The organism is Pseudoclavibacter sp. RFBG4, from assembly GCF_002931515.1.
GTDB lineage: Bacteria > Actinomycetota > Actinomycetes > Actinomycetales > Microbacteriaceae > Pseudoclavibacter.
The window spans coordinates 1-15,488 of record NZ_PSYC01000061.1 but is presented as its reverse complement, the minus strand read 5'-3'; the positions used below and the strand labels follow the sequence as shown (position 1 = coordinate 15,488).

Annotated in this window: 14 protein-coding genes; 6 read left to right on the top strand and 8 right to left on the bottom strand. The window is 68.9% G+C overall.

Translation table 11 applies throughout. From position 1 onward, the window contains the following. Positions 1 to 40: 40 nt before the first annotated feature. Both C5E10_RS18330 and C5E10_RS18325 read left to right on the top strand, forming a co-directional pair. On the top strand, positions 41 to 1,288 hold the full coding sequence (locus C5E10_RS18330) for a hypothetical protein (RefSeq protein ID WP_104332876.1): 1,248 nt from the start codon (positions 41 to 43) through the stop codon (positions 1,286 to 1,288). Then, entirely contained in the window at positions 1,285 to 4,035 is a 2,751-nt protein-coding gene (locus C5E10_RS18325) for a fibronectin type III domain-containing protein (protein WP_104332875.1), read from the top strand. Before C5E10_RS18330 ends, C5E10_RS18325 begins: the two co-directional genes overlap by 4 nt. Positions 4,036 to 5,030: 995 nt before the next feature. On the opposite strand, the gene C5E10_RS18315 is transcribed toward C5E10_RS18325, so the two are convergent. The 3 genes from C5E10_RS18315 to C5E10_RS18305 form a co-directional block, all read right to left on the bottom strand. Beyond that, positions 5,031 to 5,678, bottom strand: coding sequence for a heme oxygenase (biliverdin-producing) (locus tag C5E10_RS18315; protein WP_104332873.1), 648 nt, complete (start codon positions 5,676 to 5,678; stop codon positions 5,031 to 5,033). A 117-nt stretch (positions 5,679 to 5,795) separates the two neighbouring features. Beyond that, positions 5,796 to 6,731 (bottom strand): patatin-like phospholipase family protein, encoded by a 936-nt coding sequence (locus C5E10_RS18310; RefSeq protein WP_104332872.1) that lies wholly within the window; start codon positions 6,729 to 6,731, stop codon positions 5,796 to 5,798. Between the two features lie 222 nt (positions 6,732 to 6,953). Then, a complete protein-coding gene (locus C5E10_RS18305; RefSeq protein WP_104332871.1) occupies positions 6,954 to 7,238 on the bottom strand; it encodes a hypothetical protein in 285 nt (94 codons plus the stop codon). Positions 7,239 to 7,322: 84 nt separating this feature from the next. Here C5E10_RS18305 and C5E10_RS19265 point away from each other — a divergent pair, with 84 nt between their 5' ends. Beyond that, positions 7,323 to 7,829, top strand: a complete 507-nt coding sequence (locus C5E10_RS19265) for a hypothetical protein (protein WP_181062832.1) — start codon at positions 7,323 to 7,325, stop codon at positions 7,827 to 7,829. A 121-nt stretch (positions 7,830 to 7,950) separates the two neighbouring features. Further along, positions 7,951 to 8,643, top strand: coding sequence for a nucleotidyltransferase domain-containing protein (locus C5E10_RS18295; protein WP_104332870.1), 693 nt, complete (start codon positions 7,951 to 7,953; stop codon positions 8,641 to 8,643). Here C5E10_RS18295 and C5E10_RS18290 read toward each other — a convergent pair. Beyond that, positions 8,640 to 8,996, bottom strand: coding sequence for a hypothetical protein (locus C5E10_RS18290; RefSeq protein WP_104332869.1), 357 nt, complete (start codon positions 8,994 to 8,996; stop codon positions 8,640 to 8,642). The two genes, C5E10_RS18295 and C5E10_RS18290, sit on opposite strands and share 4 nt — an antisense overlap. Positions 8,997 to 9,095: 99 nt before the next feature. Between C5E10_RS18290 and C5E10_RS18285 the strand changes: the two genes are divergently transcribed. Next, positions 9,096 to 9,452, top strand: a complete 357-nt coding sequence (locus tag C5E10_RS18285) for a hypothetical protein (protein WP_104332868.1) — start codon at positions 9,096 to 9,098, stop codon at positions 9,450 to 9,452. Here the strand turns inward: C5E10_RS18285 and C5E10_RS18280 are convergent. Continuing rightward, positions 9,428 to 10,015: a GNAT family N-acetyltransferase gene (locus C5E10_RS18280; protein ID WP_104332867.1), complete on the bottom strand. Its 588-nt coding sequence runs from the start codon at positions 10,013 to 10,015 to the stop codon at positions 9,428 to 9,430. The two genes, C5E10_RS18285 and C5E10_RS18280, sit on opposite strands and share 25 nt — an antisense overlap. Positions 10,016 to 10,140: 125 nt before the next feature. Between C5E10_RS18280 and C5E10_RS18275 the strand changes: the two genes are divergently transcribed. Further along, positions 10,141 to 10,836: a class I SAM-dependent methyltransferase gene (locus tag C5E10_RS18275; protein WP_104332866.1), complete on the top strand. Its 696-nt coding sequence runs from the start codon at positions 10,141 to 10,143 to the stop codon at positions 10,834 to 10,836. Between the two features lie 729 nt (positions 10,837 to 11,565). On the opposite strand, the gene C5E10_RS18260 is transcribed toward C5E10_RS18275, so the two are convergent. The 3 genes from C5E10_RS18260 to C5E10_RS18250 form a co-directional block, all read right to left on the bottom strand. Then, positions 11,566 to 12,435 (bottom strand): phosphotransferase family protein, encoded by an 870-nt coding sequence (locus C5E10_RS18260; protein ID WP_181062831.1) that lies wholly within the window; start codon positions 12,433 to 12,435, stop codon positions 11,566 to 11,568. A 213-nt stretch (positions 12,436 to 12,648) separates the two neighbouring features. Beyond that, positions 12,649 to 12,972: a hypothetical protein gene (locus C5E10_RS18255; RefSeq protein WP_104332862.1), complete on the bottom strand. Its 324-nt coding sequence runs from the start codon at positions 12,970 to 12,972 to the stop codon at positions 12,649 to 12,651. A gap of 178 nt (positions 12,973 to 13,150) precedes the next feature. Next, on the bottom strand, positions 13,151 to 15,241 hold the full coding sequence (locus C5E10_RS18250) for a M3 family metallopeptidase (RefSeq protein WP_104332861.1): 2,091 nt from the start codon (positions 15,239 to 15,241) through the stop codon (positions 13,151 to 13,153). Positions 15,242 to 15,488: the final 247 nt, after the last annotated feature.

Below are 15,488 nucleotides of genomic sequence, written 5' to 3'. Positions count from 1 at the left end.
GACCCGCCCCCTCGACCCCCGCCGCAGAAGGGCAGAACGCATGACCGCCACCACCCCAACGGCCAGCCGCCTCTCCCTGGCGCGCTTGGCCGCCTCGACCGTCGCGGCCCTCGCGCTCGCCCTCGGTGCGCTGCTCGCCGGCGTCACCGCGTCGCCCGCACACGCCGCGGGCCAGGTGACCATCTCCGGGCAGCCCGCGGCGGATGCGCAGAGCGAGATCCAGGTGTCGGGTTCCGGCTTCCAGTCGGTGCAGGGCGGGTTCGGCGGCATCTACGTGCTGTTCGGCTGGGTCGATGACCCGAACGGCGGCTCGTGGAAGCCGAGCGCCGGCGGCGTCACGGGGGAGGACTACCGGTACGTGTACGACGACGAGACGAACCCCGTCGGCTACCAGCTGTTCGCCGCCTTCCCGGGCGGGTCGACCTCCTACGCCGCGAACGGCGGTGAGGTCGCGGCCGACGGCACGTGGTCGGGGACGCTGCGCATCCCGGGCGCCGTCTTCCAGACGTACGACCGCGACCAGAACGCGACCTCGGTCGACTGCACCACCGTGCAGTGCGGCATCATCACGATCGGCGCGCACGGCGTGAAGAACACGAACAACGAGTCGTTCACGCCGCTCACCTTCGCCGGCGGTGCGGCAGCCGTCGCCCCTCAGGCCGAGGCCAGCGCCCAGCAGCCGCAGGCGGCGGCCCCCGCTGCTCCCGCCGAGCAGCCCGGCGACGCGGCGCCTGTCGCGACCTCCGCCCCCGTCGGGACGACAACGCAGAGCACAGCCGCGTCGCAGGGCCTCGGCTCCGTCGGCGACGCGCTCGCCTGGCTCGTGGTGCTCGCGCCCGTCCTGCTCCTCGTCGGCCTCACGGTCGTCGCACTCGCCGTCGGGATCGGCGCGTACCTCGCCGCGAAGAGCCTCCTCCTCGGCGTCAACCCGGCCGCACTCGAGAAGGTGCGCGGGCAGCGGGAGCGCAAGGCGCTGCAGGAGCGAGAGAAGCAGCGCAGGAAGACGGCGGCAGTCAGGCTCTCCCAGGAGCAGCGCGAGGCTCGCGCCAGGCGCAGGCTGGGCGCGGTCGGTGCCCAGCAGGCGCTCTCGCAGGTCCCCGCCGACCCCGCGCCGCTCGAGAACGACAAGCTCGTGGACTTCTTCGCCATGGACGCTCCTTCACCTCGCCACCCGAGTCCGCTCGACGACGCCCGCGACGACGCCCGCGCCGCCGCGGGCGGCGAGGAGCGCGACGCGCCCACCCTCATCCTCTCGAGCGCAGCCGGACGCCGGGAGGACGCACGGTGACCTCAGCGACGCAGCACCTGGGCACCCCGCGCGGGCGTCGCCTGCCGGCCCCGGGGATCGGCACGCGCATCCTCGCCGGCATCGGCATCATGGGACTCCTCTCGGGAGTCGGGCTCCTGGCCGCGGACTCCGCCGAGGCAGCATCGACGCCGGTCACGGGAGTCGGCCTCTCGTGGGCCATGAACGACGAGGCCGGCGGTGGCGCCTACTTCGGCGGGTGCAACTTCCTCTCCGCCGGAGCATCCGGCGACAACGGCAGCTCCGCGGTCTGGGCCGACGACCGCCTCTACTCGGCGGGCGACGGCAGCGTCACGATCACGAAGCCCGACGCCGCCGGCAACCAGGTGCCCGCCACGTGGGACTCCAGGTGCCTCGACGCAGGCGGGAGCAGAGTCGGCACGGGAGCCGGATCGACAAGCGCCAACCAGGTCAACCTCGCCGACGGCACCGGCACCGTCGACCTCGAAGCCGGCACGGCCAGCGTCTCCTGGGACGGTGCCTTCACCGTGGTCTTCTACGGAGGCATGACGTACTGGTCGGTCGACGACCTCAGGCTCGACCTCACCGACGGGAGGGGCACGCTCACGGGCACCGCTGGCGGCTACGGCGCCGACATGGACGACCCGACGAAGTGGCAGAGACTCGACCCGCAGCGCGTCACGCTCGCCACGATCGACGCCACGCCGGCCGAGCTCACGGCATCCGGTGCCACCATCACCCCCGACTACCGGGGCGTGGATGCGGGCACCGTCAGCACCCCGCAGGCCCGCACGGGCGACGACTGGGGCTCCTGGCCGAAGGACTTCGTTGCGTTCCACGAAGCGAGCGGGCAGTCGAGCTACTGGTACTCCTCGGGCGGCATCGCCGACCCGAAGAAGGTCGCCGCGCCGCTCGAGCTGCGCTTCGACGCGTCCCCCACGGCCACTCCCGCCTACGAGCGAGTGCCGCTCGGCTACGCGGAGGGCACCGAGGTGCGATTCTCCAACCTCGGCGAGGACATCTCCGGGGAGCCCGTGCTGCGCGCCGCGGACGGAAGCGAGCTGCAGCCGCTGCCGGATACAACCGCGCAGATCACGGCCGGTGCCGGTCTTGGCACGTGGGACGTCGCGGACCTGCCCGAGGGTGCGCACGTGTTCACCCTCGCCGTGCGCAACGGCGTAGCAGAGACCCCGATCGACCTCGGCGCCGGCCACCAGCTCCGCATCACCGTCGTACCGCCGCTCGGGACGACGACGCAGCCAGGAGTAACGGTCAGCGACGTCCAGGCGAGCTCGTTCACGACCACCATCACCTGGCCTGCCGACGGCGGAGGCCCCCCGACGGGGTACCAGGTGCAGCTCACGCAGGGCGGCACGGCCGTCGGCGCGATCCTGCAGGTTCCAGCGGATGCGACAGGCCGGGGAACGACGATCGTCCCGGGGCTCACCGCCGACACCGAGTACGCGATCACCGTGACCCCGTACCTCGCGACCCAGACTGGTGCATCCGCGACGCACCAGCTCAGCACCGGATCGCGCCCCGAACCCACCGTGCCGCCCGAGCAGACAACCGCGCCCACGACGCCCCCGAGCGCCGAGCCGACCACACCCACCGATGGCGGCGGCGCATCCGCCGACGGCGCGACGTTCTACTGGGGGCTCAACGAGGAAGCCACGAGCGGCGCCTATGCCGGAGGATGCAACTTCCTCGCGGCTGGCAAGGCCGGAGACACGGGCTCATCGCGGGCCTGGAACGCGAGTGAGTACCGCTCCGCCGACGGCAACGTGACCATCATCAAGCCCAACGGCAACGGCTTCGAGCAGGCGAACTGGGCGACGAAGTGCGTCGACCGCACCGGCACTGCCGTCTCGACGGCACGGCTCGGCTCTCACACGGAATCCCAGGTGCGCATCACGGGCGGCGAGGCGACCCGTTCCGGCTCAGAGCTGACCGTGCGGTGGCGCGGCAGCTTCACCGTCGCCTTCTACGGCGGGCTCACCTACTGGACGGCGACCGACCCCGTGCTCAAGGTGGACGGGAGCGGCAAGGGCACCATCACCGCGACCGCGTCCGGCTACGGGGCGTCGATGACGGATGCCTCGAAGTGGATGCCGCTGGCCGAGCGCACCATCACCCTCGCCAACCTGACCGGCGTCGACACCAGTGGCGATGTCATCACGACCACCCCCGACTACGTGGGCGTCTCGTACAGCGGCACCGGACAGTCACAGGGAGTGGTCGGCGGGGGCGACTCGACCGCGACAGCACAGGCGGCACGCACGGCGCTGAACTCCAGCTACTGGGGCGCGTTCCCATCGGACTTCGTCGACTTCCAGAAGGAGACCGGCCAGTTCTCGTACTGGTTCACCTCGAACGGCGCTCGCGACGCGTACAAGCCGACGATCCCGCTGACGGTGAGCCTCGCCGGCGACCACACGCCCACCGCGGGCGCGTACAGCGCGCCGGCCGCGCCGACGCTCACGCAGAACAACACCTCGGGCGGGACGCGTGCTCCGAACGCGGCCGCGCCCGCCCCCACCACGACGGCGCCGGCGGCCGGCGTCGCGACCGCTGGCGGGGGAGCCGCGCAGTCGGGGTCTGGCCCGGTCGCCATCGCGAGTGAGGCCTCAGGCCTGCAGATCGGGGAGATCACTGCGCCCATGGTGCTCGGCGGGGGAGCAGGCATGCTCGCCATCGCCGGTCTGAACTGGTCGATCTCACTCCTCGTCCGACGAAGGCTCGGCCTCGACCCGAACCTCTTCGGTTAGCCGCGGTTTCCGTGGGCGTGGGCGCCGACATCCGCTCGCCCAAAGTGGAGTTGTGGTCGTCAAAGCGCGCTTGTAGCGACCACAACTCAGCTCCCGGCTTGACCAGGACGTTTTGCGGGTGGTCGCGATTTCCGGAGGGGTCGGACCCGTCGTCCGCTCGCCCATAGCGGTGTTGTGGTTGTCAAGACGCGCTTGTAGCGACCACAACTCAGCTTTCGGGCTTGAGTCGGATTCCTTGGGGAGGCGCGGCTTCTGACTCGTGGGCGACGTCGTCCGCTCGCCCAAAGTGGAGTTGTGGTCGTCAAAGCGCGCTTGTAGCGACCACAACTCAGCTCTCGACCGCGTGCTGGGGCGCTCGCCTCGTTTGCGGGGAGTCGAGATGTCCGGAGGGGGCGGACCTGTCGTCCGCTCGCCCAAAGTGGAGTTGTGGTCGTCAAAGCGCGCTCGTAGCGACCGCAACTCAGCTCCCGACCTTGTGCTGGGACGCTCGCCACGGTTGCGGGGGTCGCTCGTCTCGCCTGGCGCTTGCGTACTTGCTCGACAGAGTTGTGGCGGGATGCTGTTGCTCTGCTTCCCGGGCTCACCTGGCCACAACTTTGCGGTCGCGTCGCTCGAGGGGGGCGCGCCGTCGACTGCGGGGCAAGTGCGAGCACGGGCGCAGGTGCGGACGCGGGTGCAGACGCAGGGACAACTGCGGGTGCTCAGGGACAGCTGCGGGTGCGCGTGGCGGGTGGAGCTGCGGGTGCTCGCGGGGGATGCGAATGCGGATGCGGGCTAAGGCGGCGGCGCAGGGTTGTGGCCAGGTGCTGGTGCCGCTCGTCCCGAGCGCGTTTCGCCACAACTCTTCGGGCAATCGCCGGGTTAGGGCCCGCGCCCGTGAGGTGCGCGAGTCGGTGCGGAGGCTTGCGAGCACGCGAGAACGCGAGAACGGCCCGCATCCGAGTGGATGCCGGCCGTTCTCGTCTGCGTACCTGCGCGCCTGCGCGCGCTTGCCGCTAGAAGCGCGCGTCGAGCGCTTCGAAGATGCGCTCGTTGCAGGTGAAGCTCGCGTTGGCTTCGTCCAGGAGGCGCACGATGGCCGCTTCGTCGAAGGCGAGGTCGTCGAGCTGGGTGCGGTAGGCGCGCTTGAACGGCACGATCGCGGGGATCTCGGTGAAGTCGAAGAACGTCGCCTCATCCGCGGGGAGCCCGTAGGTGCGGTCGAGCATGACGCGCATTGCCTGGCCACCGGAGAGGTCGCCGAGGTAGCGCGTGTAGTGGTGTGCGAGGTAGCGGGCCGGGTCGGCGGCGGATGCGGTGATCCGTTCCGCGTACTCGCGGGTGGCAGGGAGCTCACCGAGGAGCGGCTGCGTGAGCCGCGGAGCGAGCGCTTCCAGGTCGGCTGCGATCGAGGCGGCACGGTTCAGCTCAACTGCCGGGATGGCGCCGAGCTTGTCGCTCTCGCGCACGGGGACCGCCGCGCTCTCGAGCGCTTCGTACATGAAGCCGTACTGCTGCAGCAGCGCAGCCCAGGCGTCGATGCCGAGCTCGCCGCCGAGGAGGCGCTCGAGGAAGCGCGAGCGTTCGGCGCTTTCATGGGCCTGCGAGGTGCGCTCGCGCAGGCGCGCGCTGATGGTCGTCGCGGTGTCGGTGACGATGGTCATGAGGGATCCCTTCGGGCGGGATCGGTGCGAGGAGATCACACCGAAGACTGAATACCCTCAGCTTAGGTGACCCTTACTTCTCCTGGGAATCCTCTGGGCGAAGATTTCACCCCATCGTTACACCCAGCTCGCAGCCACCTCCTCCGCACAGCGCTGCCCACGCGCGAATCCGGCGCGAGCGGCGGTCGGTCGCAGCGAGAGGTCCATGGCGTTGGCCCCGAACAGGTGGTCGAGCTCGGCGCCCGGGAAGATGGTCTCGACGGTGCTGCCGGTCGACCGCAGCTCCTCGAGCTGCGCGTCCAGCTGCAGGCCCCACTCGGGCGGTGTGAGGCTCTTCCCCGAGAAAGGGGCAAGCACCAGGACACGGTCGAAGCCCGTTGCGAGGTCGGCGTTCTCGTTTCGGCGGAAGCCGCCGTCGATGAGCCACCGATCGCCGACGCTGTACGGGAGGCCGCTCGACGTGCTCGCTGCGACGGCGTCGACGAGGTCCGCACCGCTGTGCTGGTCGAACGTCACCGGGTCGCCGGTCGTGGCGTCGACGGCGGTGAGCAGCAGCTGCCTCGCGGGCCAGTCCAGCACTGGGAGGCGGGAGGCGACGATGTCGCGCCAGCGGTCCTGCCACGATCCGTCGGCAGCCGCGAGTCGATCGAGCGCGGATGCGCCGAGTCGTCGGCGCATGTCCGTCGCGTCCGCGGATCCGGCGATGAGCCGCTGCATCCGTTCGAGCTGGGCTGTGACCTGCTCGGATACTGCCCCCGGTGCGGGCGGGTGCCGGGGCCCGGACGGGAGGGGTCGCGTGGGCGCGGCGAGCATCGCCTCGAGCAGGTCGGACGGTGTCGCCCCGGCGAGCTGGGCGCCGGCGGTTGCCCCCGCCGAGGTGCCGATGACGAGGTCGGCGGACGCGACGTCGAGGCCCGCCGCGTCGAGGCCCGCGAGCACTCCGATGAGCCAGGCGTTGCCGGTGGAACCGCCTCCGCCGAGCACGAGTGCACGGCGTGGGCTGCGTGCGTCAGACGGCACGAGCAGAGGAACGGGGGAGGAAGGAAGGTCCATGGGAGTTGCCTTTCACGGTGCGTGACGGGCGCTCCCAGCGCGACCTGCTCAGGCGCGAGTTCGTGAGCTGCGGGGAGCACCCACTGTTGGTCCTGCGTTCATGGGTGTCACCTCCTGGCTTCGGATCACGATGAGGAACACCCTACGCCTGGCGGGGCGGATCGCGAATCAGCCGAGAACTGACATCCGAGAGCCGAGAGCCGAGAGCCGAGAGAGCCTGGCTCATGCCTCGTTGATGCTGGCTATGAAGGCACGGGGAAGGCGGAGCTGGACTGCCAGCAGGTCGACGCCGACCCCTTCTGCGACGAGCGCTCGCAACTCCACGGTCAGCTCTTCGCGGCGCTGCGCGGACAGGGCGTGACCCGTCGCCGGGAGAAGTGACTGCAGGTGAGTCAGACGGATGCGCTGATCCCCGGTCAGCGACGCCTCCTCACGCTCGCCTGTGCTGAACCGGAACTCCCAGTCCGGGACCGACTCTGCCGTCACTTGGTTGCCGTCGCTGAGCATGCCGCCGAGAATACCGGGCCGAGGCGCGAGGTGGCCTGCGGACGGGTTGCCGATGCTCGACGTACGCTCGATCAGATGGATGCCATGCGTGAACCACTTGAAGCTGCCCTCGAACGGCTGGCCCCGGGCGACGGCGATCCGCTTGCCCGCGTCACGGCGACGCGCGACGCGGCCAGATGGCTGGAAGAATTCGGCCTCGTGGATGCTGTCGAGCGGGCTCGCGCCGCCGGTTCGACGTGGGCGCAGATCGGCGCGGCGCTTGGCGTCACGGGGGCGACCGCGACCACGAGATTCGGCGGCACCCCGGAGGACCGCGAGGCCAGGGCGCGGCAGTCGCGCGAGCGTGCAGCGCAGCGGAACAAGATCGCATCCGAGGCGATCGGCGCCACGCCTCGCGGCGAGCTGCCTGGCATGTCGGTTGCCGATGCTGCCGAGAAGCTGGACGTGCAATTGGGGACGTTCCGGCGCCGCATCCAGGTTGCGCGCGAGAAGAACAGCGCAGCCTTCGCGGCTGCGATCACGGTGGTGCAGCTCTCGCCCAAGCGCGAGGTCATGCGTGTCGTCGACCTCGTAGCGGCCGCCCAGATCTAGCAGCGCGCACCCTCAGCGCCTGCTCACCGCAGGTCTTCGCCCGTCTCGCTGCGGATGTGCGGAGTGACCGGAAATCCCGACGAACGGCGGGTGGGTTCCGGCTGCGCCCTAGGCTCTCGACATGGAACCGCTCGAAGTCTCCGCCGCTTTCGTCGCAGAACGATTCCCGCGAGCGGAGGTCGCCGTCATGGCCGGAAGCTCCGCATCCGGACGACGCACGGCGACGAGCGATATCGACCTGCTGCTCATCGGGCCTGAGGAGATGTTCGGGAGCGGTCGGTCGAGTCTTGCGACGAACGTGGCCTACGACGGGGAGAGCGTGGAGCTCTTCTCCTACACCGAGCGGGCTTTCGAGGAGTGGGTCGGCCGCGACCTCGCCACGTTCCGACCTGTGCTCCTCACCATGCTGGCGGAGGGACTCGAGGTGCGTGGCGGGGTCCGGCTCGAGGAGCTTCGGAATCGCTGGTGCCCGGTCCTTGAGGCGGGCCCGCGCGCCCACGAGCAGGAGCTCACGGCCAGGCGCTACGAGGTGACTGACCTGCTCGATGATCTGCGAGACGCCACCGACCCCCTTGAAGAGCGCGTGACGGCGGGGCTGCTGTTCGAGAAGATGGCAGAGCTTCTGCTGCTCACGAATGGACATTGGTTGGCAAGCAGCAAGCACCTGGTGAGGGCGCTGAGACGGTGGGACGCCAAGCACGCTGATGATCTCGCCGCGCCTCTCCTCGACCTCGACTTCGCCGCCTTCGCGGACCGAGTGGACGCCGAGCTGCATCGGGTTGGCGGCAGGGAGCAGGCGGGTTTCATCCGCTAGCGCCCGGTGGTCTCGGATCCTTCGAGATCGTCCTGCGCCTGCCTCGCGTCGCCCATGCCGATCCGGCGGTTGTGCAGCGCTGCGACCCCGAGAGCCGGCACGAGCAGGATCACCACAAGCGAGACGGCGGTCGGGAGGAAGGTCAGGTCTGCGGCTCGCCCGAGCAGCTGCAGTCCACCCATGACGGCGAAGACCATGACCAGGCGGGGGAGGAACCATAGGCGTGGCAGCTTCGGCGGACGGCCGAACAGCGGGATCCTCCGCCCGGGGTTGCTCCTTGACAATCGGACGACATCGACGGCGCACGCCGCCGATCCGATGGCCAGCAGCACGATCCCCCAGAAGACTTCCATATGGCCCACTCGAACACGTTGGTCTGGGCGACGCCTCACCGCGGCGGTGGGACTCGAGTATCTGATCGCCCATGGAGGCGATGCGTCTAGGGTCGTGTCATGTCGGTCATGATCTTCCTCACGGCGATGCTCTTCGTCGCCGCAGGCGTCATCATGCTGGGGCTCGTGGCGAAGATCGGCCGTGTGCCGTCGTGGCGGATCCTGATGTCGCGGGAGGCCCGCGACTCGGGAGACCTTGAGGCCTGGCGCGTCGAGCAGCGGGTCGCCGCCCCGTGGTGGATGGTGGGCGGCTCGCTCTTCGCCGTAGCCACTATCTGGCTGATCGCTGCCCCAGCGAGCGACGGATTCTCTGCCATCGCATCCTTCGGGTTCGTCTGCATGACAACCTCCGTGCTCGTCGGCAACAACCGGGGAAGCCGCGCGGCCAGGCGCTACCTGAAGCCCTCCATCCGCTGAGCTGGCGCCTGCGGCCAGCTCCGCTGAGATCGGCGCGAGCACCTCTCAGAGGCGGGGAGCTCTGCCTCGTAGAGGCTGGATGCCAGCTCGCGTGCGCCGTCGGGTGAGGTGACGGTGGCGTCCCGGACGTGCCGGAACCCTCGCTGTTCGTAGTACGACCGCAGCGCGCGGTTCTCGGTTGCACAGTCGAGGCGAAGGAGCGGAATGCTGGCAGCCGTTGCCTGCGACCGCGCCCAATCGAGGACGCTCTCGCCGAGACCGATGCCCCGGTGCGTCTGCGCGACCGCCAAGTGGTGCACGTAGAGAGCCGCGCGCTCGGTGATGCCCCAGATCGCGGTGTCGGAGTCGGAGAGGGTGACCGTCGCCACGGTGCGGTCCCCATCCCTCACCACGAACAGGCGCCCGTGCGCCGCGTCGGATTCCAGAAGCGACATCGGCACCTCGTCCTGCCACTGGTCGATGCCACGAGACATCAACCAGGCACGCGCTTGGGCGATGAGATCCGATACCGCAGGGACGTCAAGCTCAGACGCCGCTTCGACGGGAACGTGGTCCTCGATCATGAGTCACCAACGTACGGCGCTGTTCGTGAGAGCCCTGGAAGGATGCTCGGCGCTGCGGGGAGAATTTTGGCACGGGGACTGGCCGCAGAGGGCTTGCGCCGCCACGCTCGTGCAGGATGGGACGCATGCGACCCGGCCACTACGACACGTTCGCCTCGGACTACGCCGCCGACAACGAGAGCAACCTCGTGAACAGCCACTATGAGCGCCCCGCGATGCTCAAGCTCCTCGGCGACGTGAACGGCGAGAAGGTGCTCGACGCCGGATGTGGCGCGGGCCCACTCGCCGCAGAGCTGGGGTCGAGGGGCGCGATCGTTTCAGGATTCGACGCGAGCTCCCAGATGATCGCGATCGCACGGCGCAAGCTCGGGCCAGCTGTCGATCTGCGCGTGGCGGAGCTTGGGGCCAAGCTCTCGTACTCGGACGACTCGTTCGACTGCGTGGCGGCATCGCTTGTGCTCCACTATCTGGAGGATTGGGGGCCAGCGCTTGCTGAGCTCCATCGAGTGCTCAGGCCAGGAGGCCGCCTGGTCCTCTCCGTGCACCACCCGTTCGTCTACCGGCTGATGTTCCCAGAACGCGACTACTTTGCGACGGCCGAGTGGAGCTCGACCTCGACCTTCCTGGGAACCGAGGTCGAACTGACGTACTGGCATCGACCGCTGCACGCCATGTTGGGTGCTTTCGCCGAGGCCGGCTTCCAGGTCGCGGCGCTGGATGAGCCGCCGATCTCGGCGAATACGCCTCGGCAGCTCATCCCACCGCACCTCGGTGGCCGGCGGTCGTTCCTGAGCTTCATCTTCTTCGATCTGCGGACGTAATCGGCTCGCGTGGAGCGACTCGGGGCTCGCCACGCAACTCGGCCTGGTCTCGCGGGCAACAACGAACGGAGCTCCCGTGATCAGCCCTCCAGAGGCGTTTCAGGTACGTCACTACCTGGCTGCGGATGAATCATCCGAAGCGCGGTGTCGAGCGCTCCTTCGAGAGGTCTGGTTCCCGTTCAGTTCGATTCGGTTGAGCGGTTGCCCCTCGAACGCGACGGCGACGTGATCGCCAAGTGCAACGCCCTGGAACCTCTCGAAGATGTAATCCGCGACCGAGCTGAGTACGTCACCGCCACCGATGGTGCTGCGCCACTCCAAGTTGTTGCCTGAGGCGTCCTGCACTCGCAACCCAGAGCCTCTACCCGGCAGTTGGTCTGCTGACTCGAAACGCAATCGGACGATGACGTGGTCGGAGGTCACCTCGATGAAGTTCACGCGAGCGCTCACGTCGCCTGGGCAGGGGATTGTCAGCGCGACGGTCTTGATGAGATTCGAGTTCACACTGCGAACCTAGTCGTCGACGCGCTGCGCCTCACCGGTCGCGCTTTCGCCGGTGCAGCAATCCGCGGAGTGTCTCTCCATCAGCGCAACCCGGGCCGCTGTCACCACTTGTGCGCTTGCGTCGACAGTCGAAATGGTTCGGTTCTGACACGCGTCGAGCTCCATGTTTGCGGATGCTGAGCTCACGCTGTCCAGCATGGTCCCGATTCGGACCTGGTTCGAAGATCAGGCAGTGACTGCGGGTGAGGCGGCGAGCCGCTTATTGGCGCGTTCGACGGCTCGCTCGACTTCTGCGGCTGGACGCCCCTGGATGAGGGAGAAGGCGATTGGCTGCAGAACGTGAGTCGCTGCGAAAACTCGTGCGCGATGGAGCTCATCTGGGCTGGCGAACGCCGTAACCCCCGCCCATCCGTGCCAGCTCGCCAGCGACGCGATGTCTTCGGCTGCGTCGTCGGCGCTGGCAAGGTCCCAGTCCAGGACACCCGTCACTTTCCCGTCCTGCCAGAGGACGTTCGTGCCCGCCAGGTCTCCGTGCGTCAACGTGCGCGCGGCAGGCGGCAGGTCTGCGAGCGAATCGACACGTCGACTGGCCTCCTCCTGGACGTGCCGGTCGAGGAGAGGGATCACGTCGCGGCGCATGCGCTGGTGCCACGTCGATCCGCCCATGAAAGCGCGCGGGACAGACAGATGCGGCGAAAGGGACAGGATTGGGACAGATCTCACTGCGTCAAGCAGCCCGGCGAGAGCTGACGGGTCTCCGCTGCCGGGTTCATGAGGTGAGCCGGCGATTCGTACTTGGGCGATAGCGGTCACGCCATTGACCTCGACAGCAGGACCGAGCGACCGGGGGACGGCGAACGGCAACGCCGGCAGTGCGTCGACGAGACGCTGAGCGCGCCGTACCTCAATCGCGGCGGGGTCGGAGCGGGCGACGCGAACGGCAGCATCTTCCGTGAGGATGACCACGTTCGCGGATCCGTGCTCCACCAGCGTCCACGTTGAAGGGCTCGACCTGCGCCCAGCCGCTTCGAGTGCGGCCTCGGCGGCACGCTCGACTGCCGCGGAGGTCGGGGAAGCGTAGCTGGTGTCGTGCATGCGCCAACTCTGCCAGCTCGAAGCGAAAGCGTGCTTCGCCAGTGGGGAGGCCCGGGCGAGGCCATTCCGTGGCGGCCTCGTTGCTGGACTCGTCATCACAGATGTCTCCGCACCCGACTCTGTGTGTGTCCAGCCGAGATCGTCGGCCAATGGAGCGGAACTCGGCGGTTCAGCCGCGTCAGCACCGCGACCCGGGCTCGTACAGGTCGATTCCTACCGCGGGGCAGCTTCGAGTTGCCGATGACGAACGCGCCGGTTGTGGGCCACCGCCACGGAGAACCCGGGCAGGACAGCGACGGCTGCGAGCACCGCAGCCATGAACATCGGCAGCTCGGTGGCCCTCATGACGGTCAGGACGCCGTAGACGGTGGCGAACCCCATGATCACGCGCGCCACGTACCAGGCTCGGGGGAGTACCGGCGGGCGGCCGATCCACGGGATCCGGTGCTCAGGGTTCACGACCGCGTGGCGCCAGTTGTCGACGACCGTTGCCGTGCCGCCGACCACGATCAACGCGATACCCCAGAAGAGCTCCATGCCGACCAGCCGAACATGCCGTTCTGGACGTCGGCTCAGCGCAGTCCGAGCGGGACACGGTACTCGGGCAACAGTCGTGCCGAGGAACACCTCGTCATCCCGGACGGCTGCGTCCCAAGGTCTCCAAAACGTGCCGAAGTGACCGCAAGAGGGAGGGGCCGAAGCCCCTCCATCGCAGCTACTGCAGTCCGCGACGCTTGAGCAGCGGCTCGATGGGGGCGGGACCGCCGAGGAGATCGCTGACCAGCGACATCGCCTCGCGGGAGCCGCCTGGCTCGAGGATGCTGCGACGGAAGCGCTCGCCCGCAGCTCGCAGGCCGCCGTCGATCTCCGCCTGCTCCGCGAACCAGTCGACCGTCGCCGCGTCGAGCACTTCGCTCCAGATGTAGCCGTAGTAGCCGGCGCTGTAGCCGCCGGCGAAGATGTGCTGGAAGTAGGGGAGCGTGTACCGCGGCGGCACGGCGGGAAGATCGAGCCCGTAGCGGCGCAGGACGGCTTGCTCGAATGCCTCGACGTCGGTCACCTCGGCCGCCTCCTCGGGCGACAGCGAGTGCCATTCGAGGTCGATGACCGACGCAGCCAGGTACTCGCTGGTGCCGAAGCCCTCGTTGAACGACGCCGAGTCAAGCAGGCGCTCGACGAGCTCCTCCGACAGCTGCTCACCCGTCTCGTGATGCTTCGCGTAGTTGCGCAGCACCTCGGGCCACAGCATCCACATCTCGTTCACCTGGCTCGGGAACTCGACGAAGTCGCGGGGCACATTGGTGCCACCGAGGCTCGGGTAGCCGACCAGCGCGAACAGGCCGTGCAGAGCGTGCCCGAACTCGTGGAAGAGCGTCTCCACCTCGTCGAAGGTGAGCAGCGTCGGCGAGCCCTCAGCGGGCTTCGGCACGTTCAACGTGTTGAGCACGACCGTCGGCTCGCCGAGCAGGCGGTTCTGCTGAATGACCGAGTTCATCCATGCGCCACCTCGCTTCGAATCGCGCGTGTAGAGGTCGAGCGAGAACAGCCCGACCTCGGTGCCGTCTTCGTTGCCCACCTCGTACACGACCGCGTCCGCGTGGTGACCGCGCAGCTCGGGCCGCTCGGTGAACGTGACTCCGAAGAGGCGGTTCGCGGCGTAGAAGACACCGTTCTCGAGCACCGCCTTCGCTTCGAAGAACGGGCGCATCTGCGACGTGTCGACGGCGTAGTCGCGGGCGCGCACCTTCTCGGTGTAGAACGCCCAGTCCCACGGCTCGAGCGCGAAGCTCGGCTCACCGGCCGCGGCCTGTTCGGCGTCGATGGTGGCCTGCAGCACGTCCTGCTCACGGCGCGCGTTGGCGGCGGCAGGAGTCGAGAGCTGCTCAAGGCGCGCGCGGATCGCGGATGCGCTTCCTGCGGTCGACTTCGCCGCGGCGGCCTCAGCGTGGTTCTCAAAGCCGAGCAGACGGGCCCGCTCGGCGCGCACGCGCACCATCTCGAGCGCCGTGGCCCTCGTGTCGTGGTCGCCACCGCGGCTGCCGCGAGCGGACGACGCCTCGAACAGCTTGCGACGGGTCTCGCGGTTCGTCAGCGTCGAGAGCAGCGGGTGGCCCGTGAAGAGCACCAGCGAGATCAAGTACTTGCCGGAGAGCCCGCGAGCCTCCGCGGCAGCGGATGCGGCCGAGATGGCACTCTCGTCGAGCCCCGCGAGCTCTTCCGCGGAGTCGACGACCAGGGCGAGCGCGTTGCTGTCGGCCTGCAGCTTCTGGTCGAACTGCACCTCGAGCTCCGACAGGCGGCCGTTGAGCTCACGCAGACGAGCCGACGACGCATCGTCGAGGCCGGCACCCGCGAGGCTCGAGTTGCGGTGCAGCTTCTCGACCAGGAACGTCTGCTCGTCGGTGAGCCCTGCCTGCTCGCGGGTGTCGTACACCGACTGGATGCGCGCGAACAGTGCCCGGTTCAGCGTGATGGAGTCTTCGTGCGCCGTCAACCGAGGCCCGATCTCCGCCTCGATCTTGTCGATGCCCGGGGTCGCGTCGCCGGAGCTGAGCGTGAAGAAGACGGCGGCCGTGCGCTCGAGGAGCTGGCCGGATCGCTCGAGGGCCTCGACCGTGTTCGCGAACGTCGCAGGCTCGGGGTTCGCCGTGATCGCCTGGACCTCCGCGAGCTGCTGCGCCATGCCAGCTTCGAACGCCGGGAGGAAGTGCTCTTCGCGCACCTCTCCGAAAGGCGGCAACTGGAAGGGAAGCGAGCTGGGGTTGGCGAACGGGTTCTCGGCGTCGAGCTGCACGGTCTGGGTCATGCTTCCAACCCTAGGCGCGACCACCGACACGGCACGCGCATCCGCTGTCCGCGTTCAGCGGACGCACGTGGTCGTCACCCGTCCGCGAAACGCAGAGCGGAGTTGTGGTCGTTCTCACGCGATCGAGACGACCACAACTCAGCTTCGGGGACCGGGGACCGGGACAGGGAGCGGACCGGGGACGAGAGGGGATCGGAGCAGGCAGGCAGGGCCCGGCGGGGCGAAGAGGTCGAGCGGGCAGCAGGGC

Coding starts and splice junctions, on each gene's coding strand:
- C5E10_RS18330 (WP_104332876.1), top strand. CDS start 41: ATGACCGCCACCACCCCAACGGCCAGCCGCCTCTCCCTGGCGCGCTTG.
- C5E10_RS18315 (WP_104332873.1), bottom strand. CDS start 5,678: ATGACCATCGTCACCGACACCGCGACGACCATCAGCGCGCGCCTGCGC.
- C5E10_RS18310 (WP_104332872.1), bottom strand. CDS start 6,731: ATGGACCTTCCTTCCTCCCCCGTTCCTCTGCTCGTGCCGTCTGACGCA.
- C5E10_RS18305 (WP_104332871.1), bottom strand. CDS start 7,238: ATGCTCAGCGACGGCAACCAAGTGACGGCAGAGTCGGTCCCGGACTGG.
- C5E10_RS19265 (WP_181062832.1), top strand. CDS start 7,323: ATGCGTGAACCACTTGAAGCTGCCCTCGAACGGCTGGCCCCGGGCGAC.
- C5E10_RS18295 (WP_104332870.1), top strand. CDS start 7,951: ATGGAACCGCTCGAAGTCTCCGCCGCTTTCGTCGCAGAACGATTCCCG.
- C5E10_RS18290 (WP_104332869.1), bottom strand. CDS start 8,996: ATGGAAGTCTTCTGGGGGATCGTGCTGCTGGCCATCGGATCGGCGGCG.
- C5E10_RS18285 (WP_104332868.1), top strand. CDS start 9,096: ATGTCGGTCATGATCTTCCTCACGGCGATGCTCTTCGTCGCCGCAGGC.
- C5E10_RS18280 (WP_104332867.1), bottom strand. CDS start 10,015: ATGATCGAGGACCACGTTCCCGTCGAAGCGGCGTCTGAGCTTGACGTC.
- C5E10_RS18275 (WP_104332866.1), top strand. CDS start 10,141: ATGCGACCCGGCCACTACGACACGTTCGCCTCGGACTACGCCGCCGAC.
- C5E10_RS18260 (WP_181062831.1), bottom strand. CDS start 12,435: ATGCACGACACCAGCTACGCTTCCCCGACCTCCGCGGCAGTCGAGCGT.
- C5E10_RS18255 (WP_104332862.1), bottom strand. CDS start 12,972: ATGGAGCTCTTCTGGGGTATCGCGTTGATCGTGGTCGGCGGCACGGCA.
- C5E10_RS18250 (WP_104332861.1), bottom strand. CDS start 15,241: ATGACCCAGACCGTGCAGCTCGACGCCGAGAACCCGTTCGCCAACCCC.